The sequence below is a fragment of the Ruegeria sp. CDSB114 genome (assembly GCF_059611025.1).
In genome coordinates this window covers 149209-173415 of the sequence record NZ_JBXWOT010000006.1, presented here as the reverse complement: position 1 = coordinate 173415, position 24207 = coordinate 149209, and the positions used below count along the sequence as shown (strand labels likewise).

General features: G+C 60.0%; 24 protein-coding genes. 11 read left to right on the top strand and 13 right to left on the bottom strand.

Annotated elements, in window-relative coordinates; all coding sequences use genetic code 11:
* Positions 1-191: 191 nt before the first annotated feature.
* From AC2FIP_RS14855 to AC2FIP_RS14840, 4 genes are read right to left on the bottom strand one after another with little or no spacing between them, the layout of a single operon-like run.
* Positions 192-1121 (bottom strand): metal ABC transporter permease, encoded by a 930-nt coding sequence (locus tag AC2FIP_RS14855; protein WP_496787016.1) that lies wholly within the window; start codon positions 1119-1121, stop codon positions 192-194.
* The gene (locus AC2FIP_RS14850; protein WP_496787014.1) at positions 1118-2323 is read right to left on the bottom strand and encodes a metal ABC transporter permease; all 1206 of its coding nucleotides are present in this window, start codon (positions 2321-2323) and stop codon (positions 1118-1120) included. Before AC2FIP_RS14850 ends, AC2FIP_RS14855 begins: the two co-directional genes overlap by 4 nt.
* A 3-nt stretch (positions 2324-2326) precedes the next feature.
* Complete coding sequence (locus AC2FIP_RS14845) at positions 2327-3130, bottom strand: metal ABC transporter ATP-binding protein (protein WP_142640060.1); 804 nt, start codon at positions 3128-3130, stop codon at positions 2327-2329.
* A 3-nt stretch (positions 3131-3133) separates the two neighbouring features.
* On the bottom strand, positions 3134-4087 hold the full coding sequence (locus AC2FIP_RS14840) for a metal ABC transporter solute-binding protein, Zn/Mn family (RefSeq protein WP_496787012.1): 954 nt from the start codon (positions 4085-4087) through the stop codon (positions 3134-3136).
* A 198-nt stretch (positions 4088-4285) separates the two neighbouring features.
* Between AC2FIP_RS14840 and deoC the strand changes: the two genes are divergently transcribed.
* The 3 genes from deoC (at position 4286) to AC2FIP_RS14825 (ending at position 8538) form a co-directional block, all read left to right on the top strand.
* Positions 4286-5284 carry a deoxyribose-phosphate aldolase gene (deoC, locus tag AC2FIP_RS14835; protein ID WP_496787010.1) on the top strand — a complete coding sequence of 333 codons (999 nt, stop codon included), beginning with the start codon at positions 4286-4288 and terminating at the stop codon, positions 5282-5284.
* An 11-nt stretch (positions 5285-5295) separates the two neighbouring features.
* Positions 5296-7629, top strand: coding sequence for an aldehyde dehydrogenase family protein (locus AC2FIP_RS14830; protein ID WP_496787007.1), 2334 nt, complete (start codon positions 5296-5298; stop codon positions 7627-7629).
* Positions 7630-7806: 177 nt separating this feature from the next.
* A complete protein-coding gene (locus AC2FIP_RS14825) occupies positions 7807-8538 on the top strand; it encodes a Crp/Fnr family transcriptional regulator (protein WP_281996041.1) in 732 nt (243 codons plus the stop codon).
* A gap of 3 nt (positions 8539-8541) precedes the next feature.
* Here the strand turns inward: AC2FIP_RS14825 and AC2FIP_RS14820 are convergent, their stop codons facing one another.
* The 7 genes from AC2FIP_RS14820 to AC2FIP_RS14790 form a co-directional block, all read right to left on the bottom strand.
* Complete coding sequence (locus AC2FIP_RS14820) at positions 8542-9846, bottom strand: M16 family metallopeptidase (protein ID WP_271952138.1); 1305 nt, start codon at positions 9844-9846, stop codon at positions 8542-8544.
* Entirely contained in the window at positions 9843-11183 is a 1341-nt protein-coding gene (locus AC2FIP_RS14815) for a M16 family metallopeptidase (RefSeq protein WP_496787005.1), read from the bottom strand. Before AC2FIP_RS14815 ends, AC2FIP_RS14820 begins: the two co-directional genes overlap by 4 nt.
* A gap of 81 nt (positions 11184-11264) precedes the next feature.
* Positions 11265-11783, bottom strand: a complete 519-nt coding sequence (locus tag AC2FIP_RS14810; RefSeq protein ID WP_271952136.1) for a DUF3035 domain-containing protein — start codon at positions 11781-11783, stop codon at positions 11265-11267.
* A 50-nt stretch (positions 11784-11833) separates the two neighbouring features.
* Positions 11834-12304: a signal peptidase II gene (gene lspA, locus AC2FIP_RS14805; protein ID WP_496693040.1), complete on the bottom strand. Its 471-nt coding sequence runs from the start codon at positions 12302-12304 to the stop codon at positions 11834-11836.
* Positions 12304-13893 carry a bifunctional phosphoribosylaminoimidazolecarboxamide formyltransferase/IMP cyclohydrolase gene (purH, locus tag AC2FIP_RS14800; RefSeq protein ID WP_496697742.1) on the bottom strand — a complete coding sequence of 530 codons (1590 nt, stop codon included), beginning with the start codon at positions 13891-13893 and terminating at the stop codon, positions 12304-12306. The genes lspA and purH overlap by 1 nt, the downstream gene beginning before the upstream one ends.
* Positions 13894-13915: 22 nt before the next feature.
* The gene (locus AC2FIP_RS14795; protein WP_496693042.1) at positions 13916-15655 is read right to left on the bottom strand and encodes a heparinase II/III family protein; all 1740 of its coding nucleotides are present in this window, start codon (positions 15653-15655) and stop codon (positions 13916-13918) included.
* A 90-nt stretch (positions 15656-15745) separates the two neighbouring features.
* Positions 15746-17002, bottom strand: coding sequence for an RsmB/NOP family class I SAM-dependent RNA methyltransferase (locus tag AC2FIP_RS14790; protein WP_496787003.1), 1257 nt, complete (start codon positions 17000-17002; stop codon positions 15746-15748).
* A gap of 89 nt (positions 17003-17091) precedes the next feature.
* On the opposite strand from AC2FIP_RS14790, the gene AC2FIP_RS14785 reads away from it, so the two are divergent.
* Positions 17092-17274: a DUF1674 domain-containing protein gene (locus AC2FIP_RS14785; protein ID WP_496787002.1), complete on the top strand. Its 183-nt coding sequence runs from the start codon at positions 17092-17094 to the stop codon at positions 17272-17274.
* On the opposite strand, the gene AC2FIP_RS14780 is transcribed toward AC2FIP_RS14785, so the two are convergent.
* Positions 17275-18132: a LysR family transcriptional regulator gene (locus AC2FIP_RS14780; protein ID WP_496787001.1), complete on the bottom strand. Its 858-nt coding sequence runs from the start codon at positions 18130-18132 to the stop codon at positions 17275-17277.
* 98 nt (positions 18133-18230) lie between these two features.
* On the opposite strand from AC2FIP_RS14780, the gene tmpA reads away from it, so the two are divergent.
* The 3 genes from tmpA to AC2FIP_RS14765 are packed head-to-tail and all read left to right on the top strand — an operon-like array spanning position 18231 to position 20619.
* Entirely contained in the window at positions 18231-19367 is a 1137-nt protein-coding gene (gene tmpA / locus AC2FIP_RS14775; protein ID WP_496703550.1) for a 2-trimethylaminoethylphosphonate dioxygenase, read from the top strand.
* Positions 19364-19954: a (R)-1-hydroxy-2-trimethylaminoethylphosphonate oxygenase gene (gene tmpB, locus AC2FIP_RS14770; protein WP_142640030.1), complete on the top strand. Its 591-nt coding sequence runs from the start codon at positions 19364-19366 to the stop codon at positions 19952-19954. The genes tmpA and tmpB overlap by 4 nt, the downstream gene beginning before the upstream one ends.
* On the top strand, positions 19951-20619 hold the full coding sequence (locus AC2FIP_RS14765) for an ureidoglycolate lyase (RefSeq protein WP_496787000.1): 669 nt from the start codon (positions 19951-19953) through the stop codon (positions 20617-20619). The genes tmpB and AC2FIP_RS14765 overlap by 4 nt, the downstream gene beginning before the upstream one ends.
* Before the next feature lie 25 nt (positions 20620-20644).
* Here the strand turns inward: AC2FIP_RS14765 and dapB are convergent, their stop codons facing one another.
* Positions 20645-21454 carry a 4-hydroxy-tetrahydrodipicolinate reductase gene (gene dapB, locus AC2FIP_RS14760; RefSeq protein WP_496786998.1) on the bottom strand — a complete coding sequence of 270 codons (810 nt, stop codon included), beginning with the start codon at positions 21452-21454 and terminating at the stop codon, positions 20645-20647.
* A gap of 91 nt (positions 21455-21545) precedes the next feature.
* On the opposite strand from dapB, the gene rbfA reads away from it, so the two are divergent.
* Genes rbfA through AC2FIP_RS14740 form a run of 4 tightly spaced genes read left to right on the top strand, consistent with a single transcriptional unit; the run spans position 21546 to position 24166 of the window.
* Complete coding sequence (gene rbfA / locus AC2FIP_RS14755) at positions 21546-21941, top strand: 30S ribosome-binding factor RbfA (RefSeq protein WP_142640024.1); 396 nt, start codon at positions 21546-21548, stop codon at positions 21939-21941.
* The gene (locus AC2FIP_RS14750; protein ID WP_496786997.1) at positions 21938-22675 is read left to right on the top strand and encodes a phosphodiester glycosidase family protein; all 738 of its coding nucleotides are present in this window, start codon (positions 21938-21940) and stop codon (positions 22673-22675) included. Before rbfA ends, AC2FIP_RS14750 begins: the two co-directional genes overlap by 4 nt.
* A gap of 60 nt (positions 22676-22735) precedes the next feature.
* Positions 22736-23641, top strand: a complete 906-nt coding sequence (gene truB, locus AC2FIP_RS14745; protein ID WP_496786995.1) for a tRNA pseudouridine(55) synthase TruB — start codon at positions 22736-22738, stop codon at positions 23639-23641.
* A gap of 21 nt (positions 23642-23662) precedes the next feature.
* Entirely contained in the window at positions 23663-24166 is a 504-nt protein-coding gene (locus AC2FIP_RS14740; protein WP_496786994.1) for a DUF1643 domain-containing protein, read from the top strand.
* Positions 24167-24207 lie beyond the last annotated feature (41 nt).

The following is a 24207-nucleotide window of genomic DNA, read 5'->3' as shown; positions in this document are numbered from 1 at the left end:
TGTCGGCCTGCAAGGCGACGACCTTGATCACGATTGCCCGAACAAGCCGGGGTGAGTGGTGGTCAGTTGCTTAACAATACAACAACCTTAGCACGATCTGCAGATTAAGGCTCATTAACTCTGGCCGTGCTGTTCGCGTTGGCAAAGTTCAGCCGAAATACGGCATCAGCCAACAGCAGGAATTTGCCGGATCAGACAGTGCCTGGAGCGCCGGCGCGGGTCCGGCAGGGGCCGAAAACAGCCGCAAGCGCCAGAATCACACCCGATACCGTTGCGATCATTCCGGCGGCACTCACGGCATCGCGGGCACCCAGCCAAAATGGGCCATAGCCCGCCAGAACATAGCCCATCACCGCCGAAACCACGGCAAATACAACACTCCATGCGATTTGAGTTTCCAATCGGTTGGTCATCAACCGCGCCGCAGCGGGGGGGCAGATGAACATGGCGATCACGATGATCGAGCCAACCGCGTCGAAGGCTGCGACGGCAGCTATCGCCGCTGTGATCACCAGCGCAAACCCCAAAGGACCGGTCCGAATACCAATCGTGCTGGCAAAACCTTCGTCAAAGGTCGAAATCTTCAATGGTCGCCAGAATACCCAGGTAAACAGCGAAACCCCCGCAAGCGTCAGCGCGATACGCGGCAATTCCGGGGGCAACCCCGCAAGCGCGGCCGGGTCCCGCAGCGAGGCCCATCCCGTTGCGTCCAGCCAGATCAGACTTTCGAGATTGCCATACAGCGCGTGTTCCACATCCAGATGCACGGTCGAGGTGTCCGTCTGCTCCAACAAAAGAACACCCGCCGCAAATAGGGTAGTAAAGACCACGCCCATTGCCGCACCGGGTTCGATCTGACCCAGCCTGCGGATCGCCTCGATCATCACCACAGCAACCACGGCAGCACCCGCCGCGCCCAGCATCATCGGCCAGGTCGAGATCGCGCCGGTCAGCAGAAAGGCCACCACGATGCCCGGCAACACTACATGGCTGATCGCATCCCCGATCAGCGCCTGTTTGCGCAGAACCAGAAAGTTTCCCGGAAGAGCGCAGGCAATGGCCGCAAATGTCCCGATCAGCAGCGGTGTCAAAGACAGTGGAACGAATTCTTCGCCGCTCATGTTGCTACCCCCTGCGGGCCACCAATCTGCCGGTCGATTTCGGTAATCTGGTCGTGCGTTAGCACTGTTTCGATATCGCGCAGCCCATCATACAACGCCGCTGTTGCTTCGTGGGCCTGGTCCGTGCGAACGACCTCCCACCGCTTTTCGTCGCGCAGGGCTTTGGCGGCGCGGGCCTTGCCAGCCTCGGTTGCCACGCCGTCGGGGCGTGCCAACCCGGCCCGGCGCAACAAACGCAGGGTCAGCGGCTCATAGATTTTCTGCCCTTGTGCCAACGCAAGCAAGCCCTGCCGGATATGAACCCGACGCTGGAATTGCAGGTGCCGCAACACCGCCGCCATAACACCGCGAACCGGCGCCAACAGCAACGACAGGACAAACACGGCAAAACTGACAAGAACGATAAGCGGACCCGTCGGCAGATTGGGAGCCGCCGCCGACAGCGCCGCACCGATATAGCCCGAGACGCCCCCGATCAGACCCGCCAGCAACACTACTCTTTCGGACCGCTCAGTCCAAAACCGGGCTGTCACCGGCGGAATGATCAAAAGCGCAACGATCAGGATCAACCCGACAACTTTCAGGCCAACCACTGTGACGGCCATTACCAGACCCATCATTGCAAGGTCGATGCGATGCACCGGCAGGCCCCTGGCTGCGGCAAATTCAGGGTCAAAGGCCACGATCGTCATTGGACGGCGGATAATCATGACAAGCGCCAGCGTTGCCGCGCCTCCGATCGCAATGATCATCGCATCTGCCCAAAGCATCCCAGCGGTCGAGCCCAGCAGAAACCCTTCAAGCCCCGCCTGTCGGCCCACACCCATGGTCTGGATCACCGTCAGCAGCACAATGCCGAAACCAAAGAATACAGATAGGACCGCTCCGATCGCGGCATCCTCGGCCAGCCGCGTGTGCCGCGTCAGCCAGTTCATACATAAAAGGCCGATCCAAGCGGATATTGCCGACCCAACGAGCAGGCCGATCAGGTTTCTGCCGTCCCCACCGAGGGCCACAAGCACCATAAAGGCCAGACACACACCCGGCAATGTCGCATGGCTGATCGCATCGCTGACCAGTGCACGTTTGCGCAAGAACAGAAATGTGCCGGTTACCCCGGCGGAAATGCCCAGCAGGCTTGCACCGATTGCGACAAGCGTGGCGTTATAGCCAAGCTGAAGGGTCAGAGCATCCCAATGCATGACTCACCCCAGCGCGCGTGAGATCTGGTCGATCTGCGCAGTAGCCAGACGGCCGCCATAGGCAGATTGCAATGTCTTGGCCGTAAATGCCTCGGCCACGGGCCCCTCGGCGACTTTGCGCGTGTTGATCAGGAAAACATGGTCGAAATAGTCGGTGACGGTCGCCAGGTCATGATGCACCGCAACCACGGTCTTGCCCGCCTCTTTCAGCGATTTCAGGACGGAAATGATGGCCTTTTCCGTTGCCGCATCAACCCCGGCAAAAGGTTCGTCCAGCAGATACAGATCGGCGGCCTGGGCCAAGGCGCGCGCCAGAAAGACCCTCTGCTGCTGGCCGCCTGACAACTGGCCGATCTGCCGGTCGGCAAAGTCACGCATCCCTACACGGTGCAGACAATCCATCGCCTGCGCCTTATGCCGGGCGCGCACCCGCCCCAACAGCCCCAGTTCGCGCGACAAGCCCATCAGAACCACGTCAATCACGCGCGTCGGGAAGTCCCAGTCCACGCTGGCCCGCTGCGGCACATATGCGATCCGGGACCGCTGTCGATCCAGCCGATCGCCAAACACCGTCACCTGACCGGACAGGGGTGAGACAATCCCCAAAGCCGCCTTCAACAGGGTCGATTTACCAGCACCGTTTGGCCCGATGATCGCTGTCATTGCACCCGGCTGCACGGTCATATCAACCGAGAAAACCGCCGGCTTCTGCCCGTACGAGACGGTCAGGCCACGAATGGCCAGCGGGCTTTTTCCAATGTCGTTTTCCGGAAGGGGGATGCCCTGATGTGCCGCCAGTTCCAGCATCTCTTAAAACCCCGCGGACAGATTGCCGCTCATGCCGGTTTTGGGAATATCAGCCCCCAGAGCGCCTGCAATTACAGTGATATTGTGATCCAGCATCCCGATGTAGGTACCCTCATAGGTGCCGGGCTCGCCCATCGCGTCCGAATAAAGCTGTCCACCGACTTCGACCTGATGTCCCCTGGCCGCTGCGCCCTCGATCAGTGCACGCATCGACCGATCCGAGACCGAGCTTTCCACGAAAACTGCCGTCAGTTGCCGGTCAACCAGCGTATCGACCAATTCGCTAATCCGGTTCAGTCCCGCCTCGGATTGGGTTGAAATACCCTGAATTCCAAGCACATCGTACCCGTATTCAGCACCGAAATACCCAAAGGCATCATGTGCCGTCACCAGAACACGGTTGTTTTCCGGGACCGCCGCAAGCACTTGCTTGCCATAAGCCTCCAGTTCCGCAATCCGCACAAGAAAAGCCTCTGTGTTTGCCGCAAAGATGCCCGCGGCCTCGGGGCGCGCCTGGGTCAGCGCTTTTTGCACCTCGACCACGACATCGCGCCACAGGGTCGGGCTCATCCAAAGATGGGGATCGTATTTGTCAGCATAATTGTCATGCGCGTGCAGCTTTGAATTATCAACGCCTTCGGCTACCGCAACAACCATGCGTTTACGCCCAAGGTCATGAAAGAACTCTTCCATCTGCGCCTCAAGATACAGACCATGCCACAGGATCAGATCGGACCTGGTCATAGCGACGATATCACTGCGGGTCTGACGATAGGCATGCGGGTCGACACCGGGGCCCATAAGGCCCTTCACCTCGACCTGATCACCTCCGACCTGACGAGCGGCATCGGCAATCATACCGGTCGTGGCCACCACTTTCAGCGGCGCATCGGCCCAGGCCGAGAATGGGAATACAGCGGCGAATGCCAGCGCTGCAAGGAAACTACGACGAATCATGTCAGGCCCCAGAATTGGTATCTTGCTAAGATGAATATGAGAACCGCTCGCAACTAAGTCAATGCTATTGAGAATTATTCGCAAGAAAACGCCTATTTTGTCCATTTGGTCAAAAAATTTACCCTTCCAATGCCGGATGGCCTTCCATTTGCATCTTACCCGTGCGAATTTGATACAAACCTCCCAAAGGATGTGAAAATGGAAACGCAGAGCTCAGAAAGCCCCGTGCGCACCGCGCATCTGCCGCAAGTGACCGAGCCCCGGAACCCTGGAATGGAGCTTGATCTGGATTGGGTGCGGGCCGTACAGGTCAACACCTCGGCCGTTGAGCGCCGCGCAGCCACCCTGCCGGGTCGGCGCTCGGTAAAAAAGGACTACCAGGCGGCGTGGCTGCTCAAGGCGATCACCCTGATCGACCTGACCACCCTATCGGGAGACGATACCGTCGGCCGTGTCCGGCGCCTGTGCGCCAAAGCGCGGCAACCCGTGGCTTCTGCAACACTTCAGGCGTTGGACATGCCACCGATCACCACCGGCGCGGTCTGTGTCTATCACGACATGATCGAAACCGCTGTGGATGCGCTGAGGGGCACCGGGATTCCGGTGGCCGCCGTATCGACCGGATTCCCTGCAGGCTTGTCCCCGTTCCACCTGCGCGTGGCCGAGATCGAAGAAAGCGTCAAAGCCGGAGCCGAGGAAATCGACATCGTAATCTCTCGGCGTCATGTGCTGTCGGGCGACTGGAAGGCCTTGTATGACGAGATGAAAGCGTTCCGCGTGGCTTGTGGCGACGCGCATGTCAAAGCCATCCTTGCAACCGGCGAACTGGGCAGCCTACGCAACGTGGCGCGTGCCTCGCTGGTCTGCATGATGGCGGGGGCGGATTTCATCAAGACTTCGACCGGTAAGGAAAGCGTCAACGCCACGCTGCCCGTGTCGCTGGTGATGATCCGGGCGATCCGCGATTACTATGACCGCACCGGGTATCGTGTCGGATATAAACCCGCAGGCGGGATTTCCAAAGCCAAGGACGCACTAGTTTACCTGTCGCTGATCAAGGATGAGTTGGGCGACCGTTGGCTGGAGCCGGACCTGTTTCGCTTTGGCGCGTCGTCGCTGTTGGGCGATATCGAACGGCAGCTAGAACATTTCGTAACGGGTGCTTATTCCGCCGGTTACAGGCACTCGATGGGCTGAGGACGAAAACAATGACAGTCAAAGAGATTTTCGAGACCATGGATTACGGCCCTGCCCCCGAAAGCTCAGCCGAAGCGCTGGCCTGGCTGGTCGATCAGGGTGACAAATTTGGTCACTATATCGACGGGGCCTTCACCAAACCGGGCAAGGGGTTCGACAGCCGCAACCCGGCGACCGGAGAGGTTTTGGCCAAGCTGACCCAGGCCAGGCAAGCCGATGTCGACGCCGCCGTATCCGCCGCCCGCAAGGCGCAGCCAAAATGGGAGAAGATGGGCGGTGCGGGTCGTGCGCGCTACCTCTATGCCGTCGCGCGCCTGCTGCAGAAGCACTCGCGTCTGTTTGCAGTGCTGGAAAGCTTGGATAACGGCAAGCCGATCCGTGAATCGCGCGACATCGACATCCCTCTGGTACAGCGCCATTTTTACTACCACGCCGGCATGGCGCAGTTGATGGAAAGCGAACTACCCAACGCCGAAGCGCTGGGAGTGTGTGGACAAATCGTTCCTTGGAACTTCCCGCTGCTGATGCTGGCTTGGAAGATTGCTCCGGCGCTGGCCATGGGTAACACGGTCGTTCTGAAACCTGCCGAATATACCTCTCTGACTGCGCTGCTGTTTGCCGATATCTGCTCACAGGCCGGGCTGCCCAAGGGTGTGGTCAACATCGTCACGGGCGATGGCGCGGTGGGTGAGATGATCGTGGCCTCGGACGTGGACAAGATCGCCTTTACCGGCTCAACCGCAGTGGGTCGGCGCATCCGTGAGGCGACCGCCGGTTCGGGTAAGGCGCTGACTTTGGAGCTGGGCGGCAAGTCCGCCTATATCGTCTTTGACGACGCCGATATCGATTCCGCCATCGAAGGCCTGGTCGACGCGATCTGGTTCAATCAGGGTCAGGTTTGTTGCGCAGGTTCGCGTCTGTTGGTTCAGGAAGGCATCGCCGATCGGTTCCACGAGAAACTGCGCGCCCGAATGGACACTCTGCGCATCGGTGATCCATTGGACAAATGCATCGACGTGGGTGCTGTGGTCGACCCGGTCCAGTTGCAGACCATCAAGAGCATGGTCGACAGCAACTCCGCGGGTCACGTTTATCAGGCGGCTGGCGCGCTGCCCGAAAATGGCTGTTTCTACCCGCCAACGCTGATCTCGGGCCTCGAAACCTCCGATCAACTGATGCAGGAGGAAATTTTCGGTCCGGTGCTGGTGTCCTCGACCTTCCGTACTCCGGAAGAGGCGGTTGAGCTGGCCAACAACACCCGTTACGGGCTGGCGGCAACGGTATGGACCGAGAACGTGAACCTTGCACTGGATATCGCACCGAAGCTGGTCGCGGGCGTTGTCTGGGTGAATGCCACCAATCTGTTCGATGCCGCAGCCGGGTTCGGCGGTGTGCGCGAAAGCGGCTTTGGCCGCGAAGGTGGCTGGGAAGGTCTGACCGCCTACACCAAGCCCAAAGGCAAAGGCAAGCCATTGGCCAAGGCCGAGGCCGCGATGGGCGAAGGTGCCCCGGTCGATCCGATTGACCGTACTGCCAAAATGTATGTCGGCGGCAAACAGGCCCGTCCTGACAGCGGATATTCGAAACCCGTCTGGGGCAAGCCTGGCCTGCTGGGCCATGTGGGTCTGGCCAACCGCAAAGACGTCCGCAACGCGGTCGAGGCCGCAGCGGGGGCCAAGGGTTGGTCCAAGACCACCGGCCATCTACGGGCACAGATCTTGTATTACATCGGCGAAAACCTCTCGGCCCGCGCGGGTGAATTCGCTGCGCGCCTTGATGCCATGACCGGCAGGAAAGACGGCGCGAAAGAGGTCGAAGCCTCGATCCAGCGCCTGTTCACTGCCGCTGCCTGGGCCGACAAGTATGACGGCCAGGTGCACGGCGTTCCGATCCGGGGCGTGGCCATTGCCATGAAAGAACCTGTCGGCGTGATCGGCGCGCTCTGTGCTGACGAGGCGCCGCTGCTGGGTCTGGTCTCGGCCATGGCGCCTGCGATTGCGATGGGCAACCGGGTGGTTCTTGCGGCAAGCGAGCCTTACCCGCTGGCGGCGACGGATTTCTACCAAATCCTCGAAACCTCTGACGTGCCCGCTGGCGTGGTCAACATCCTGACTGGCAGCCACACGGAACTGGCGAAGCCGCTGGCTTCGCATCTGAATGTGGATGCGATCTGGTCATTCTCGTCTACCGATCTGTCGGCCGAGATCGAGCGGGCTTCGGCCGGGAACCTGAAACGGAGTTGGGTTAATAACGCCATGGCAACCGACTGGCACGAGGATCAGACTCGCCGCTTCCTGCAGGCTGCGACCGAGGTTAAAAACATCTGGGTGCCCTACGGCGAGTAGGGCCCCAGCCCTGGAAAACCCAGGGGTGCAAACAGTTTGTTCGGGTACAGATGGCGCGCTGCTGCATAGAGTGATCATTGAATGCACATAACGATGATTAACATGTGACATTGTTCATATACAGCGCCGCCACTATCCCTCAGCTTGGATCCAGTCTTTACAAGGTTGGATCGGTCCATGCTGAGTTTTCCATACGAGTTTCCAGAACTGGTACAGGTCGCCACGATGATCGGCGTCTTTGGCGCGGGCCTCTACATCACCAGCTATTTTCTGCTGCAGATGGGGATCATCCGGGGCAACGGCAGCCTCTACCCCCTGCTTGTGATCGCCGCAGCCGGATGTGTTCTGTTCAGCATGTCGGAAGAATTCAACCTCGCGGGCTCGATCATTCAGCTGGCCTATATCTCGATCTCGATCCTGGGCCTGCTGCGCGGGTTTCTGTCCCGGCATCTGCTTCGGTTTTCAGATGACGAACGTCAGTTCATTGCCCTGCACCTTGAATCGCTGAAACCCCACCAAGCCCGGAAACTGTTGAACACCGCCGCCGTCAAGACCTATGAAAACGGTGACATCCTGATCGAAGAAGGCAAGACAACCGACTTTTTGGGCTTTGTCTTAAAGGGGCGGACCACGATCCTGAAAAACGGCCGGGTCATCAACCAATGTGGCGAAGATGAGATTTTGGGAGAGCTGACCTTTGGCCTTGGGCTGCCTGCCACAGCCACGGTAATAGCCACCGAACCCACCAAATGCCTGGTCTTCGACAATATCAGCCTGATGCGCTTGCTGCGGCGGAGCCGCCATATCGACGATGCATTGAAAGCAGCGCATTTCCGACATACACGGCAAAAGCTGTTGAACAGCAACAAGCACACGCTGCAGGCCCAGAGAAGACCTGCAGCGGCCTAAGGGTCAGCCGTCCAGACCTTCGGGTTTGCCAACGATGGTAAAGTGTAAACCATCTGGGTCCAGCAGTTCGGAGGCCACCCGGTTCACATCCTCAAGCGTCACTGCATTCACCTTGTCATTGCGTGTGGCGATATAGTCGATAGGCAAATCCTCCATCTGCATACCCACCATGATCCCAGCGATCTGGCTGTTGCCATCAAAGCGCAGCGGATAGGCACCGGTCAGATAGGTCTTGGCGTCGTCCAACTCCTTCTGAGTGACCCCTTCGGATGCGGCGCGCGCCCATTCGTTGCGGATCACATCAACGGCTTCGGCGATACGGTCATTGGCCGAGGACACCGACCCAAGATACACAGAGGCCAGATCCTTTGGCACCAGATAGGTCGCCACGCCATAGGTCAGACCGCGTTTTTCGCGCACTTCCTGCATCAGGCGGCTTTCGAAACCCCCGCCGCCAAGAATATGGTTCAACAGATAGGCGGAAAAGAAATCCGGGTCGTCGCGGTCGATCCCGGCATGGCCGAACAGAGCCACCGATTGCGGCGTATCGAACTCGATCACGCTCACTCCGCCAGTGATCGTCACATCGGCCCGCTTAGGGATCGGTTTGCCGGTATCCGGCAGATCAAGCAAGAGCTCGTCCAGCACCGCGCCCAGTTCCTCTGGGGTGATATCGCCGACCGCGCCTACATACAGACGATCCTTGGTAAACACGTTCTCATATGCCGTGACCACATCATCGCGGGTCAAGGCGCTGACACTCTCGATCGTGCCCTTGCCTTCGGAGCCGTAGGGATGATCGCCATAGGCCATTTCCGCAAAGCTGCGCCCGGCAATGTCACTGGGGCTGGTCTGATCTGACCGCAGACCCGACAGAACCTGAGCGCGAACACGGTCTACTGCATCCTGATCGAAACGCGGTTCGTGAATCGTGGTCCGCAGCAGGTCAATCACCTCATCCCTGTTTTCGGTCAGAAACTGTGCCGAGATCGACACTGAATCGTCTGAGGCGCTATACCCGAACGACGCGGCCAGAGATTCCAGCTCGCGCGCATAGGTACGGGCATCCATTTCGCCAGCGCCTTCTTCGATCAGGCCGCTCATCAGATACACCGCGCCGCGCTTTGTCGGGTCGTCCAGCGACGTGCCACCGCGGAACCGCAGCTCCAGGGCGGTGAAGGGGATCGAGTGATCCTCGACCAGCCATGCGGTGATGCCACCCGGCGAGGTGACTTCTTCAATCTCGATCTCGGCCCATGCAGGAACTGCGATGACCAAAGCAATCAGAGTTACAAATATCCGCTTCATTGCGTTACCTCATCGTCTCGCATCAGCCAGCCCGTGACCGAGGTTTCAGGCTGCAGCACCTCGCGCGCGGCGGCGATGATCTGATCACCGGTCACCGCCTGCAGGACATCAGGCCAAGCCTGTACATCTTCGACCGTCAGCCCGCTGGTCAGGGCACGGCCATAGCGATTGCCGATCCCGTCCACATTGTCACGCGCATAGGTCTGCGCGGCGCGCAGCTGCATCTTGATCCGATCCAGATCCTCTTCGTTCACACCTTCGGCGATGAAATCGGTCACGGCCTGATCCATCGCATCCTCGGCCTCTTGCAGCGACACGCCTTCGGCCGGAACAACCAGCAGATCAAATGTGGTATCGTCAAGCGACACGCCTCGGTAGAACGCACCGGTATAGACGACCTTTTGCTGCTCGAACTGCAGTTTTTCATTCAGGTACGACGTCGTGCTGCCTCCCAGTAATTCAGCCAGAAGGAACAGGGCGGCGGCTTTTTCCTGCGCACCTGCGTCCCGTTCGGGTGCAAGATAGCTGCGCTGAACATAGGGCTGCGATACGCGCGCATCCTTAAAGGTCAGACGGCGTTCAGCGGTTTGTGGCGGCTCCTGTGATCGCACCCGTTCGGGCAGGTCCGGGTTTGCCGGGATTACCCCGTAATATTGCTCGGCCAGGGATTTGACCTCGTCTGGCTCAACATCGCCGGTCACCACCAGGATGGCGTTATTTGGCGAATAGTGGATCTGATAGAAGGACAGTGCATCGTCCAGGTCCAGCGTTTCCATCTCGTGTTTCCAACCGATAACGGGGACACCATAGCGGTGGTTGAGGTATTGCGCCGCGCTGACCTGTTCACCGAACAGGGCGCGCGGGTTGTTTTCGGTACGCTGGTTACGCTCTTCCAGGATCACGTCGCGCTCGGTGGCGATGTCGTCATCGGACAGGCGGATATTGCGCATCCTGTCTGACTCCATCCGCATCATCAGCTCAAGCCGGTCGGCAGCGACACGTTGAAAATAGGCGGTGTAATCATACGAGGTGAACGCGTTGTCATTGCCGCCATTGGCCGCGACGGTGGCAGAAAACTCGCCCGCCTCCAGCGTGTCGGTGGCCTTGAACAACAGGTGTTCCAGAAAATGCGCCACACCGGACGAACCAACCGGCTCATCCGCCGATCCGGCGCGATACCAGACCATGTGCTGCACGACTGGGGCGCGGTGATCCTCGATCACGACAACGTCCATACCGTTATCCAGCGTAAAGGTGGTGACCGCCTCGTGCCCAACTTCGGCAAAAACCGGGGTGGCGGCGATCAGAGCAGCCGACAGTGCCAGAGCCCGAACCATGGGGCATCCTCCGTTTCGTTTCTGGTGTTCAAACTACGGTGGTGCCGCGCGGGTTCAACCCCGATGACGGAAAGTTAAGAATTATTCATTGACCGGCGGCGCCGATGGCGTTTCGATCCCAGCGTTCCGCGCAGCCTGGGTTTGCTTGTTCGGGTCGATAGCCCAGCGACGGTAAACCTGCGAATATCGATCTACGTTGAACAGCCGCAAACGGGTCCAGCGCCCCTGACGCTTGCGGAAATCCGCATCTTCTTGGTTGACGACCTGCCGTGTGTTTGACGGAACGCCATATCGGCTAGAGGCCGTGACAAGCGCGCCATCAGAGGCAGGCACAGCGGTATTTGGATTCGAAGCAGCCGGATTCCCGCCCAGCGCGGCAATAGCATCCCCTGTGGGATTGGCATCGGTCAGGTTGGTGCCACCCGGTGTCGGTGCGGGCAAAGAGTTGTAGTTCTCGGGCTGGGTCAGAGGTTTGACCGGCAGAATCGCAAACTCGTCCGGACCCGGGCCCGGCGGCTCGAGGTGGCGCAGACCGATATCCGAACATCCCGCAACCGCAAGACTCATAGTCACAACAAATATGGAACGCGGCAACCGCATGAAAGTCTCCAGCCTGTTTCAGGCGCTTTTATCGTATTTCCAAACCCGCGTCACGAGGGCTTTTTCCTATCAAACAGCACCAACCCGAACGCACCTGCGAATATGAATACATCGGCCAGATTGAACACATAGGGGTTGTCGAAACCACAGCAGGACATGTTCAGAAAATCCAGCACATATCCGTACAACACGCGGTCCACCACATTGCCAAGCGCACCGCCGATCAGCAGGCCGCCACAGACCAACATGAGCTTTGAGGGGGCCGTGCGCATCAACCAAATCAACACGCCCACTGAAATCACCAGTGAAACTCCGATCAGAGCCCAGCGCGCGGCGTCGCCATTGCCCTGAAACAGGCCGAAATTGATGCCGCGATTCTCGCCATATCTGAACACCAGAAAGGGCGGCAGAACGCTGATCGGCTCTTCGGCCACGCGCATCACATGAACGACCAGGTACTTGCTGATCTGGTCGATCAGAAACGCGGTCAGCGCCGCCCAGAGGAGCAATCGGGCACGCATCAGTGACGGAAATGCCGCATGCCGGTAAAGACCATGGCCAGACCGGCCTCATCTGCGGCGGCGATCACGTCGTCATCTCGCATCGAGCCGCCAGGCTGAATCACGCAGGTGGCCCCGGCCTCTGCGGCCTCCATCAAACCGTCGGGAAAGGGGAAGAACGCGTCCGACGCCACCGCTGAGCCGATGGTCAGCGGCTGTGGCAGGCCTAGAACATCGGCCATGCGCTCGGCCTTTTTGGCCGCGATCAGGGCCGAATCCACGCGGCTCATCTGGCCAGCGCCGACACCCACGGTCGCGCCGTCCTTAACATAGACGATGGCGTTGGATTTCACGTGCTTTGCCACCTTCCAGGCAAACAGAAGGTCGCGCATCTGTTCATCCGTCGGGGCCTTCTTGGTGACAACCGTCAGGTCATCCATGCCGACGAAACCGTTATCCTTGTCTTGCACCAACAGACCGCCCGCGACCTGACGCACGGTTTTGCCACCGGCGGTCACATCCGGCAGGCCTTCGGTCGTCAGAAGGCGCAGGTTTTTCTTGGCGGCAAAGATCGCCTTGGCCTCATCCGAGGCGCCAGGTGCGATCACAACCTCGGTGAAAATCCCTGTGATCTCCTGCGCGGTTTCAGCGTCCAGCGGCTGATTCAGGGCCACGATCCCGCCAAAGGCCGAGGTACGGTCACAGTCGAACGCGGCCTTATAGGCGTCCAGCAGCGTGCCTCCTGTCGCAACGCCACACGGGTTGGCATGTTTGATGATGGCACAGGCCGCACCCTTGACGGGATCGAATTCCGCAACCAGCTCAAACGCCGCATCAGTGTCGTTAATGTTGTTATAGCTCAGTTCCTTGCCCTGATGCTGAAGGGCGGTCGCCACACCGGGTCGGTTGGTACCGTCGGTATAAAATGCAGCGGTCTGATGGCTGTTCTCGCCATAGCGCAGTGTCTGTTTCAACTCGCCCGCAAAAGCGCGGCGTTTGGGGGCCTCAAGCAGCAGCGCATCGGCCATCCAGTTCGACACGGCGGTGTCGTAAGCAGCGGTGCGGGCATAGGCCTTTTGCGCCAGCCACTGACGGAAACCATATGAGGTCTTGCCATAATTCTCGTCCAGCTGATCCAACAGCGACGAGTAATCCTCGACATCGACCACGACATTGACAAACGCGTGGTTCTTGGACGCGGCGCGGATCATCGCCGGGCCGCCGATGTCGATATTCTCGATACATTCGTCATAGCCAGCGCCTTTAGCCACGGTCGCCTCGAACGGATAGAGGTTCACCACCAGCAAGTCGATCGCGTCGATGCCGTGTTCGTTCATCGCGGCGACATGGGTGTCATTGTCACGCAAGGCCAGCAAGCCGCCATGCACCATCGGGTGCAGCGTTTTGACCCGGCCATCCATCATCTCGGGGAAACCGGTGATCTCGCTGACATCCTTCACCTCCAACCCCGCATCGCGCAACGCTTTTGCTGTGCCGCCGGTCGACAACAACTCGACCCCGCGGTCGGCCAGCGCCTTACCCAGCTCGATCAGCCCGGTCTTGTCGGATACGGAAAGCAACGCGCGGCGCACGGGGTGAAGATCGGTCATGGGTCCAAAGGTCCTTTTGGCGTCAGTCAAACTCGGGCTCGTCCCGGTGCAGGTCGCGCACGGCAAAGGCTGTATCCTGCGCCTTGCTCAACGTCCACCGGATGCGCGTCGCATACTCCATTGCGCGGCCAGATAGAACGATCTGTTTTGTCGCGCGTGGCTTCAAACGGCCCTTTTCAAGGTAAACACTTGGCTCGATTGACAATTTCCCCACACCATCATGGCGGAACACCCAAATCTCACCGCTTTTGAGCGCCATGGACACCGCCGCACCGCCCAAATCTATCGCCGCATCCACGTCCGGATGCAGATGGAACCGTATGTCAAAGCCGATACCAGTCAGGTTCGACGCATCCAGCGCCTTGTCAAATTGCCGCTTGGCCCTGTCACTTGTGGTAAGCAGAATATCTTCGCCGGTCAGCTCCCGCCCGTCAAAGCGCAGCTCGAACGTTCGGGCATGGGTCAGGCCGAACACTTTCGTATAGCCATCATGCCCGGCCATGAACCGGGTTCCCTCGAACGCGTCTTCGAACTCGACCGGAACATCCTTTGGCGCGTCGACCAGCCCTTCACGTTCCGTACCAGGAACAGCTGAGGTCAGACGCGCACTTGAAAAGCCGTCAAGACAAAGTGTCGAATGCGACGGCGTGGCGCGCCCGGCCCGACGCCATTCCAGCCCAAAGGTTTCCCCAGACCCACAATTCACAATCAGAGGTCGGCGGCCCGAGGTCAGCTCGAACGCCAGGGTCGACGCATGTGCGTTATATGACGCATCCCCTTTGGGCGGCGAACTGGCATCAATAATCACACTGGTCCGTGCCGCATAGAGACGGGCAAATCCCATGGACAGGCCGTTCTCGCTCTGCGGTCTGACGCCGCTTTGCGCCAGAGCCTGATCCAGACGCCCCTCGACCCCGCGCCCGCCCCCGTGGAAACGGGCCAGTGCACCATCCGAATGACGCAGATTGCGCATGGTCGGGGCCATCCGTTTAATCGCATTCGCCTGCGCCCCAGGTGTACCCCGCCCCAAATCGCTAAGTGCCGCCGATGTCCAGGCGAGCAGCGTGAAGACTTCCAGCAGCTCCTCGGGGTTACGCGTGGAGATACCACCTTTTTGATCTATCTGACTGTCACATTCCCGCGCCAGAGCGCGCAGGGCGGGCTCTGCCATCTGCTCAAGCCCTTCCAAAGCCAAACCGGCCTGCACCAGACCGGCTAGCGCCTCGAACCGGGGCAGGCCAGGCGTCGCAGCATGCCAGCGTTTCGACAGGAACCAGGCCTGCTGAGATAGCGAACTGAAAAAGACCTTGCTTTGTTGCTCATCCACACCGCGCAGCAAAAAGATCGCGTGATTGATCCAACGCATCACTCGCCGGCCTGTCAGATCAGGTGCCCAACCGGGCCCGTGCCCGCGCCCATGTGCTTCGATCCAGCCCCAGACCCAGCGTTGCGCCTTTTCGCGCGCCCGGATGTCGCCAACAGCCGCCAGATCATCCAGCCAGGCAAAACCGTGGCGTTCATCGTCGAATCCGGTGCTGGGCGCGGTGACATCCCATAAGCCTGTATCCTGCGCCTCAACCAGATAGCCCGAGAACAGCAGGTTCCCAGCCACCAACTGACGCCCGCGCGCAAATGATCCAACCGTGCGTGGTTCCGGATCGCCCACAAATCCGGTAACGGCCTTGCGCCGCTGACTGAGCCGCGCATAAAGCCGGTTCTGAAACCGCGACCATCGGTTTGCCATGGTGTCCGAATTTGACATGACGCTCGTTACTCTGCCCCTTGCGCTCTGCTGGCGCCTGAGACCCAACGATAGACCGGAGCAATCGTCAAGTCATCGAAAAGCGTGCCTTCAGGTCGATTTCGTCAGGCAGGCGATATAGAAGCCGTCCATGCCGCCTGTCCCCGGCCAATAGTCAGGCCGCAGACGCAAACCGCCCTCTTCGGTGATCCAGCCGGCTTCGACCCCCGCGACCTGCAAAGCGGCCCGGTCCGCTTGCATATCAGGATACATCTGTAGCGCCTCTTCAACCTGCACCTCGCCTTCATCGGGCAGTAACGAGCAGGTGCAGTACACCAACCGCCCGCCCGGTTTCAGAAGGGTCCAGGCATGAGCAAGCATCTGCGTTTGCAGCTCGATCAGCGCGCCGAATTCCGACCCGTCCTTGGCAAAGGGCAGATCAGGATGGCGGCGGATCGTGCCGGTGGCGGAACAGGGCGCATCCAGCAGGAGGGCGTCATACTGACCCTGGTGTTCCAGCGCGTCAGCCGCGATGACCGAAGCCATCAGGCCCGTCCGCGTCAGGTTCTCGCGGACTCGTTCCAGCCGCGATTCCGAGATATCCAGCGCAGTCACATCGGCCCCCGCAGCCGCCAGCTGCAACGACTTGCCACCGGGCGCAGCGCAAAGGTCCAGAATTTTCTCTCCGGCCTTAGGCGCCAGGACTCGGACAGGCAGTGCGGCGGCGGCATCCTGAACCCACCAGTCACCGCGATCATATCCCGGCAGAGCGGACACCTGCCCCGCATCCCGAACCCGCATCGAACCGGTCGGAAGCATCTCACCCGGCGCGGTTGCCCCTGGCTTGACTGAAAGATCCAGCGGCGCGCCCTCGAAATGCGCCAGCTCCATGCCGGTCACGGCCTCGGCACCCCAGGCCATGATCAACGGATCGCGCAGCCACTCGGGCAGGCGCGGCACACGCATTTTCGGCCAAGCCTCTGGCCCTTCCGCCGCGACCTTGCGCAGAACCGCGTTCACCAACCCCTTGAGCCGTCCATGCTTGCGCGAGCGACCGACAATCTCAACCATGGAATTTACGACGCCATGCGCTGCCTCGCCATGGCACAGCTCAACCGCTCCCAGACGCAGGGCATTATGCACGGTCAGGGCGGGGGTGCGGTTCAGGTGATTGACCAACAGACGGTCGGCGCGTTCGAGCCCACGCAGCGTTTGCAACGCCAGCCGCTGTGCCCGCGCCCGGTCTTCTGGTGCCAATCGCTCCAGCGCACCTGCAGCCAGACATTCTGACATCAGCCGCCCCTCACCCAAGATCTGATCCAGAAGGTAGATTGCGCTGCGTCGCGCGGCCGTTGCGTTATCGGACATTGAATCGCCTTTGATGTGACCCTCGTCCGCATTGCCAAGGGCGGACGGGGGCGTATATCAAGCCAATGCACTGAAAGGAACCCGATGTCATGAATGACGAGCCCAAAGACCTGCCGCCTGCCGCACAACGCGCGCTGGCCGAGGCGGAGGACCGCCACCGCAAGGCCGAAGCCGACGCAAAAGCGCGACCCAAAGAGCTGGGCGGACGCGACGGCCCCGATCCTGCACGTTATGGCGATTGGGAAAAGAAAGGCATCGCGATAGATTTCTGATCAGTCCCCGCGCAGGGCCTGCAGAAAATCCGCGATGAGCGCCCGTTGCTTATTGGATTTCGCACGCTCTTCGGGCCAGGTCAGCCAATAGCCATCTTTTGCGTTCAATTCGGGCAAATCCAGTCGACGCAACCGCCCCGCTCGCAAGTCCGATTGCGCCAAGGGCATGGATCCCAACACAACGCCCAAACCCTGCCGAGCCGCCGAAATCGCATGTTCCATCGAATCGAAGCTCATTTTCGAGGGCGGCAGGTCGGTCTGAGTGGTGTTTTTCGCCCAATCACGCCAGCCGGGCCTTTCACCGCGCAGATCAATCAAGGGCGCGGACCAATCCACACCAGGCGCGGCCATCGGCACCAGCACTTCGGCGGCAATCAGTTCGGAATCTCGCCCGGGCCACGCCCCACGCCCATAGCGGATTTGAAGCCAAGTCCTTTCTTCATCCAGCGAAGACCGTCGCGCCACAGAATCTGTCAGCACCCGAACTTTGGGGCGCAGGTCGTGAAAACGTGCAAGAGCGGGTATGACGAGGGCCTTAATATGGGAAGACAGGCCAGCCACCCGCAATTCGCGCGGGGATTTTCCGAAAAGGTCTTCGGTATTGCGCTCGAGCGCTTGCAAGCTGTCCTGGACCAGCGGCAGATAGCTTTCGCCCTCGACGGTCAGAGATACACCGCGCGCCTCGCGCACAAACAGCGTGCGGCCCAACCAGGCCTCAAGGTTGCCGATGCGCTGACTGACGGCAGCCTGCGTTAGACCGAACTCGCGCGCCGCTGCCGAGAATCCACCCAACCGCCCCGCCGCTTCGAATACGCGCAACCAGTCCAGAGGGGGCAAGCCAATCTTCTTTTTATCCATAAGTTTTTCCAGGCCTCAGCAGCAACAAGGATTAATTGTCGTAATGCCACAGGGGACGTATATCCTCAAGCAAAGCCCGCGCGAACAGGAGAAACCCCATGCTGCGCTCTGCCACCCATACTCCGTCAATCGTCACCGTGGAATTCGATACAGGCCCAAGTACCCGCTTTCACGCCATCTGGCTACGCGACAACGCGCTTGATCCTGACACACGGGCACCGGGCAACGGACAGCGCCTGATCACCATTGGCGATATCCCCGCCGATACCATGGTCAGCGCTGCCTCAGTGGCCAACGGCGACCTCACCGTCACATTTCAACCCGAAAACAAGACTGTCACTTTCCCCGCTGATTGGCTGGCTGCGCATAGCTATGACCAAGAGGACAGCCGCACCTTTGGCCGCACCGCGCCCGGGATCACCACCTGGGAGCAAGGGCTCGACGCGCCCAGCGCTGACTGGAGCGACGTCCACGCAAACCCCGCAGCCAAGCGCGGCTGGCTGGCAATGGTCGCCGAATACGGGTTTGCCAAACTGACCAGCGGCCCGACCGAACCGGAATCTCTGTTGAAGGTGGCCGATCTGTTCGGATACGTCCGTCAGACCAACTATGGCCCCTATTTCGAGGTTCGAACCGAGGTGAACCCGACCAACCTGGCATTTACAGGGCTTGGCCTTCAGGCGCACACGGACAACCCCTATCGCGACCCGGTACCGACATTGCAGATCCTCTACTGCCTGGAGAACAGCGCCGAGGGTGGAGATTCCATTGTTGTGGACGGGTTCCGGGCGGCGGAGAAACTGCGCGATCAGAACCCCGATGGATTTGCCCTGTTGGCAGGTTTCCCGGCCCGGTTCGAATACAAGGGCTCGGACGGGGTCTGCCTGCGGTCGCGCCGCCCAATGATTGAGCTATCGCCCGATGGCGAGTTGATCGGTATCCGCTTTAACAACCGCTCGTCGGCTCCGTTTGTGGACATCCCTTTCGATCTGATGGAGGCCTATTACGCCGCCTATCGCCAGTTGGGTGAGATAATCGACGATCCGGCCATGGGCGTGTCGTTCAAGCTGGAGCCGGGCGAAAGCTTCATCGTTGACAACACCCGCGTCCTGCACGCGCGTCTGGGCTATTCCGGCGCCGGGTCGCGGTGGTTGCAAGGCTGCTACGCCGACAAGGACGGCTTACTGTCAACCCTGGCGGCGATGGAACTGGCGACACTGGAGGCGGCGGAATGAAACCTGATTTCTCGACCCTGACCCCCGACAATATCGTGGCCTTCATCGGGGATATCTTTGACCGCCGCGGCGGCGAGGAATATCTGGGCGAACCCGTCACCATGGCAGAACACATGCTGCAGGGCGCGACCATTGCCGAACAGAACGGCATGCCCGAAGAGATCATCGTAGGGGCATTGCTGCATGATATCGGTCATTTCACATCCGAATTCGGCACGTACCACCCTGACGACACCGAAGACCGCCATCACGAAGATGCAGGCGCCGAGGTGCTGGAACAGTTCTTTCCGTCAGTTATCACCGATTGCTGCCGCTATCACGTGGCGGCCAAACGGTATCTTTGCGCTACCAAGCCCGAATATTTCAACCGCCTGTCCACGGCTTCGGTTCATACACTGGAACTGCAAGGCGGGCCGATGAGTGCCAGAGAAGTTGCCGAATTCGAGCAGAACCCGAACCTGAAAGAGATCATTCAGGTGCGTTATCTGGACGAAGCAGGTAAACGTGCAGACATGGAAACCCCCGATTTCAACCATTTTGCGCCGATGGTACAGCGAATGGTCGAAAAATATCAGGAGCTCACATGAACGCCCCAGAATACATTTTTGAGGCCAACGCCAAACCCTCCCTGCCTTGGCACGAGGTCCCCTTGATCCGTGCTACAGACAAGTCGGTCAAGGACTATGGCTGTCTGGTCGACGACCCCGAAGAATTCGAAATTGAAATCGTCCGTTGGCCGCAACAGGGTTGGCGGTCCATCGACGAAGGTACCGGTGATGAGGCCGGTTGGGTCGAAGGCACATTTCATGGTGAGTGGAAAGGGGACGTCCTTTACGGGGAGAACGAAGCGGTCAACGGCCACTATGTCCTCGGCTGGTCCACTGATCCGCAACAGGCCAACGCCAACCGGCAAACTGCTCCGCGTGATCAAGTTCTGCTTTGGCACATGAACTATCACCCCGATGGCGGACAGATGTTCTGGCCGATCGACAACAAGCCTTTCATCATCCCTGCCGCATTGCCGGGCGACAATCTGACACCGGAAAAGGTGGTGGCCTTTTGGTGTGATGGGTCACGCGGGCTGTATATCCATCCTGGCATCTGGCACGAGGGGATTTTCCCGGTCGAGGATAATCAGCGTTTTCTGGATCGGCAGGGCAAGGTTCACGCGCGGGTCAGTGCGGATATCGGCAAAGAATTCGGCGTCTATCTCGCCTGCCCTTTGCGCGCAGATAAGATCCGAGAGTTGTAGTCGGTCTGTCGGCTCCCGGGCGGTGTCAAAGCCCCAGAACGTCCACCATGTCATATTGGCCAGGCACTTTACCCTGCCCCCAAAGTGCGGCTTTCAGGGCGCCGCGCGCGAAAATGGCGCGGTCGGTGGCCAGGTGGCGCAGCACGATGCGTTCGCCCGGTGCTGCGAATAGCACGTCATGCTCACCCACGATGTCGCCGCCGCGTATGGCATGGAACCCGATATCGCCCCGCTTGCGCGCGCCGGTCATACCATCGCGGCCCCGATCGGACACCTCAGCCAGATCTACACCACGCCCTTCGGCAGCGGCCTCGCCCAGCATTAGCGCGGTGCCCGAGGGTGCATCGACCTTGTGGTGGTGATGCCCTTCGATCACCTCGATATCGAAATCTTCATCCAACGCGGCAGCGACCTTTTTGGTCAGCTGTACCAGCAGGTTCACACCCAGGCTCATATTTCCCGCCCGCACGATCACCGCATGACGTGAGGCCGGCTCCAGAGCGGCAATCTGCTCGTCACTCATCCCGGTAGTGCCGATCACATGCACACAGCGCGCCTGCGCCGCCAACGCGGCGAATTCCAGCGTCGCCTCGGGTGCGGTGAAGTCAATCACGGCCTGCGCCTGGGCAAAGGCCTCCAGCGGATCATCGGTCACCGTGACGCCCAGCGCGGCACCGCCCATGGCCACGCCCACATCCTGCCCAACCCAATCATGACCCGTGCGCTCAACCACGCCGACCAGACGGGCCTGATCACTGTCGGTCACGGTCCTGATCAACATCTGACCCATACGGCCCGAAGCCCCTGTGATGACGATCCCCGGAATATGGGTCATTGCGCTGGTCCTTTCGCATTGATTGGCTCAAAGCCTCCTACCCGGTTCGCACCCGCTTGGCAAAGCCCCGCTTTGCGCTTAGATCGGGGATATGGCTAAGAACAAATTCCACGATGGCCCCGGCCCGTCCCAACGACAGCTGCGTGTCGGCGAACTGATCCGCCGCACCCTGTCCGAGGTTCTGGCGCGCGGAGATGTCCACGATCCCGACCTGAATCGCATGTCAATCACTGTGGGTGAGGTGCGCACCTCGCCCGATCTGAAGATCGCCACCGCCTTTGTGCTGCCCCTGGGCGGCAAAGGGCAGGAGGATGTAATCGAACTGCTGGCCCGCAACAAACACGAGCTGCGGCGCATGGTTGGTAAAAAGGTCGGGCTGAAATTCTCCCCCGATCTGCGATTCCGGCTGGATGACACATTCGACCGTCTGGATGACACCCGCCGCATGTTCGATCAGGACGCGGTGCGCCGCGATCTCGACGAGTGATCCGGGCATTTGTCACTTTGGTCGCTTTCCTGTGGGCGGCGCAAGCCGGGGCAGTGACATGCGAAAAGGTCACGCATAGTGACAAACGCTACACTGTCTGCGAGGTGGATGCCGCGAATGAGGACATGCGCTTGTTCCTCAATGACGAGAATGGCGACCTGTTGGGGCATTTCTCGGCGGTGAATGAGGCGCTGGAACCTGGTGGCAAGCGTCTGGCCTTTGCGATGAACGCAGGCATGTATCACGACGACCGCTCGCCCGTCGGCCATTATGTCGAGGACGGGCAGGAGCAGATGCGTGTGATCCCGAACCCCGGTCCCGGAAACTTCGGCCTTCTGCCCAACGGGGTGTTCTGCATCCGTGAGGGCCGCGCCGACGTGTATGAGACGCTCGAGTTTATTGATCAGGCCCTCGAATGTCGCTTTGCCAGCCAATCCGGCCCGATGCTTGTCATCGACGGAGAGCTGCACCCAAGGTTCCTGCCTGATTCGACGTCGGTTTATGTGCGCAATGGCGTGGGCACCAGCGCCGATGGCACCCGCGCGGTGTTCGCCATTTCCGAGGATTACGTCACCTTCCACCAATTCGGCAGCCTGTTCCGCGATGTGCTGGAAACGCCGAATGCGCTGTTCTTCGACGGCAATATCTCTCGCATGTATGACCGGGCGAACAGCAGATCCGATGTCGGGTTCTCGCTGGGGCCGATTGTCGGTGTGGTTGAAGACACGCCCTGAAATTGACAGGGCCAGACCGATCCGCTAACTCGCGCGCCTCGGCATAGAACAAGGTGCACAATGGGACGCAAACGCAAGGGTCGCGACATTTCCGGTTGGCTGGTGGTGGACAAGCCCGCGGGCATGACCTCGACCGCCGTGGTCAACAAGGTGCGCTGGGCAATGGACGCAAAGAAGGCGGGCCATGCGGGCACGCTGGACCCCGAGGCCACCGGCGTTCTGGCCGTGGCTTTGGGTGAGGCGACCAAGACCGTTCCCTATATCACCGACGCACTCAAGGCCTATACCTTCACCGTGCGACTGGGTCAGGCCACCAATACCGATGACGCCGAGGGCGAGGTGATCGCAAGCAGCGATACGCGCCCCTCGGATGAACAGATCAAAGAAGCCCTCGCGCCCTTTATCGGTGAGATCATGCAAGTTCCGCCGAAATTCTCGGCGGTGAAGATCGACGGGCAACGTGCCTATAAGCTGGCTCGCGATGGCGAGGATGTGGAACTCGCTGCGCGCCCTCTGTGGGTCGAGGAACTGGTTCTGGTTGATCGCCCAGATGCCGACCACGTCATGCTGGAAATGACCTGCGGCAAGGGTGGTTATGTCCGATCGATCGCGCGTGATCTGGGCGCGGCGCTGGGATGCTACGGCCATGTCCGCGAGCTGCGCCGTATCTGGTCCGGCCCGTTCGAGACCAAAGACGGACTGAGCATTGAACAGATCGACGAGATGGCCAAAACCACCGCGCTGGATGATTACCTGCACCCGCTGGAAACTGGCCTATCGGACCTGCCCGAACTGAAATGCACCCCCGAAGGTGCGACCCGTCTGCGTAACGGCAACCCTGGTATGGTTCTGGCGTCCGATGTGGAATACGGGGATGAGGCCTGGGCCTCGCTGGATGGTCAGGCGGTGGCGGTCGGCATCTATAAATCCGGCGAATTGCATCCCAGCCGGGTGTTCGTCACGTAATCTGCGTGCTAGTCGAAACCCATGATCACGCGCACACATACCAAGGGCGACGCGCCCTCGACCGCTGTTTATTCGGATTGCGAAAGATACCGCTATAGCCTGACGCGCATTTGGGATCCGGCCGGGCGCAAGGCGCTGTTTGTGATGCTGAATCCCTCCACCGCGACCGAGGTGCAGAACGATCCCACGGTGGAACGCTGCGAACGCCGGGCGCGCGCGCTGGGGTTCGGCGCGTTTCAGGTCACCAATATCTTTGCATGGCGCGATACTGATCCACGCAAGATGCGGACCGCCGCCGATCCAGTGGGGCCAGAGAATGACATGGCCATTCTGAATGGCGTGGGCTGGGCCGATCACGTCATCGCTGCCTGGGGCACCCATGGCGCGCATTTGGATCGAGGCACCGCCGTCGAAACCCTGCTGCGCGGCACCGGTCAGCCGGTGTACCACCTTGGGCTTACCAAGGACGGCCACCCCAAGCATCCGCTCTATATCGCTTACACCCAAAACCCCGAACCCTGGTGACAAAGGGTTAACCACAAGCTCAGCTAGGCTTTGACCAAAGC

Coding starts and splice junctions, on each gene's coding strand:
- AC2FIP_RS14765 (WP_496787000.1), top strand. CDS start 19,951: ATGAACGCCCCAGAATACATTTTTGAGGCCAACGCCAAACCCTCCCTG.
- AC2FIP_RS14815 (WP_496787005.1), bottom strand. CDS start 11,183: ATGGTTCGGGCTCTGGCACTGTCGGCTGCTCTGATCGCCGCCACCCCG.
- rbfA (WP_142640024.1), top strand. CDS start 21,546: ATGGCTAAGAACAAATTCCACGATGGCCCCGGCCCGTCCCAACGACAG.
- AC2FIP_RS14785 (WP_496787002.1), top strand. CDS start 17,092: ATGAATGACGAGCCCAAAGACCTGCCGCCTGCCGCACAACGCGCGCTG.
- tmpB (WP_142640030.1), top strand. CDS start 19,364: ATGAAACCTGATTTCTCGACCCTGACCCCCGACAATATCGTGGCCTTC.
- AC2FIP_RS14825 (WP_281996041.1), top strand. CDS start 7,807: ATGCTGAGTTTTCCATACGAGTTTCCAGAACTGGTACAGGTCGCCACG.
- AC2FIP_RS14740 (WP_496786994.1), top strand. CDS start 23,663: ATGATCACGCGCACACATACCAAGGGCGACGCGCCCTCGACCGCTGTT.
- AC2FIP_RS14830 (WP_496787007.1), top strand. CDS start 5,296: ATGACAGTCAAAGAGATTTTCGAGACCATGGATTACGGCCCTGCCCCC.
- tmpA (WP_496703550.1), top strand. CDS start 18,231: ATGCTGCGCTCTGCCACCCATACTCCGTCAATCGTCACCGTGGAATTC.
- AC2FIP_RS14795 (WP_496693042.1), bottom strand. CDS start 15,655: ATGTCAAATTCGGACACCATGGCAAACCGATGGTCGCGGTTTCAGAAC.
- AC2FIP_RS14820 (WP_271952138.1), bottom strand. CDS start 9,846: ATGAAGCGGATATTTGTAACTCTGATTGCTTTGGTCATCGCAGTTCCT.
- lspA (WP_496693040.1), bottom strand. CDS start 12,304: ATGCGTGCCCGATTGCTCCTCTGGGCGGCGCTGACCGCGTTTCTGATC.
- AC2FIP_RS14790 (WP_496787003.1), bottom strand. CDS start 17,002: ATGTCCGATAACGCAACGGCCGCGCGACGCAGCGCAATCTACCTTCTG.
- AC2FIP_RS14810 (WP_271952136.1), bottom strand. CDS start 11,783: ATGCGGTTGCCGCGTTCCATATTTGTTGTGACTATGAGTCTTGCGGTT.
- AC2FIP_RS14780 (WP_496787001.1), bottom strand. CDS start 18,132: ATGGATAAAAAGAAGATTGGCTTGCCCCCTCTGGACTGGTTGCGCGTA.
- AC2FIP_RS14855 (WP_496787016.1), bottom strand. CDS start 1,121: ATGAGCGGCGAAGAATTCGTTCCACTGTCTTTGACACCGCTGCTGATC.
- deoC (WP_496787010.1), top strand. CDS start 4,286: ATGGAAACGCAGAGCTCAGAAAGCCCCGTGCGCACCGCGCATCTGCCG.
- dapB (WP_496786998.1), bottom strand. CDS start 21,454: ATGACCCATATTCCGGGGATCGTCATCACAGGGGCTTCGGGCCGTATG.
- AC2FIP_RS14850 (WP_496787014.1), bottom strand. CDS start 2,323: ATGCATTGGGATGCTCTGACCCTTCAGCTTGGCTATAACGCCACGCTT.
- AC2FIP_RS14845 (WP_142640060.1), bottom strand. CDS start 3,130: ATGCTGGAACTGGCGGCACATCAGGGCATCCCCCTTCCGGAAAACGAC.
- purH (WP_496697742.1), bottom strand. CDS start 13,893: ATGACCGATCTTCACCCCGTGCGCCGCGCGTTGCTTTCCGTATCCGAC.
- AC2FIP_RS14840 (WP_496787012.1), bottom strand. CDS start 4,087: ATGATTCGTCGTAGTTTCCTTGCAGCGCTGGCATTCGCCGCTGTATTC.
- truB (WP_496786995.1), top strand. CDS start 22,736: ATGGGACGCAAACGCAAGGGTCGCGACATTTCCGGTTGGCTGGTGGTG.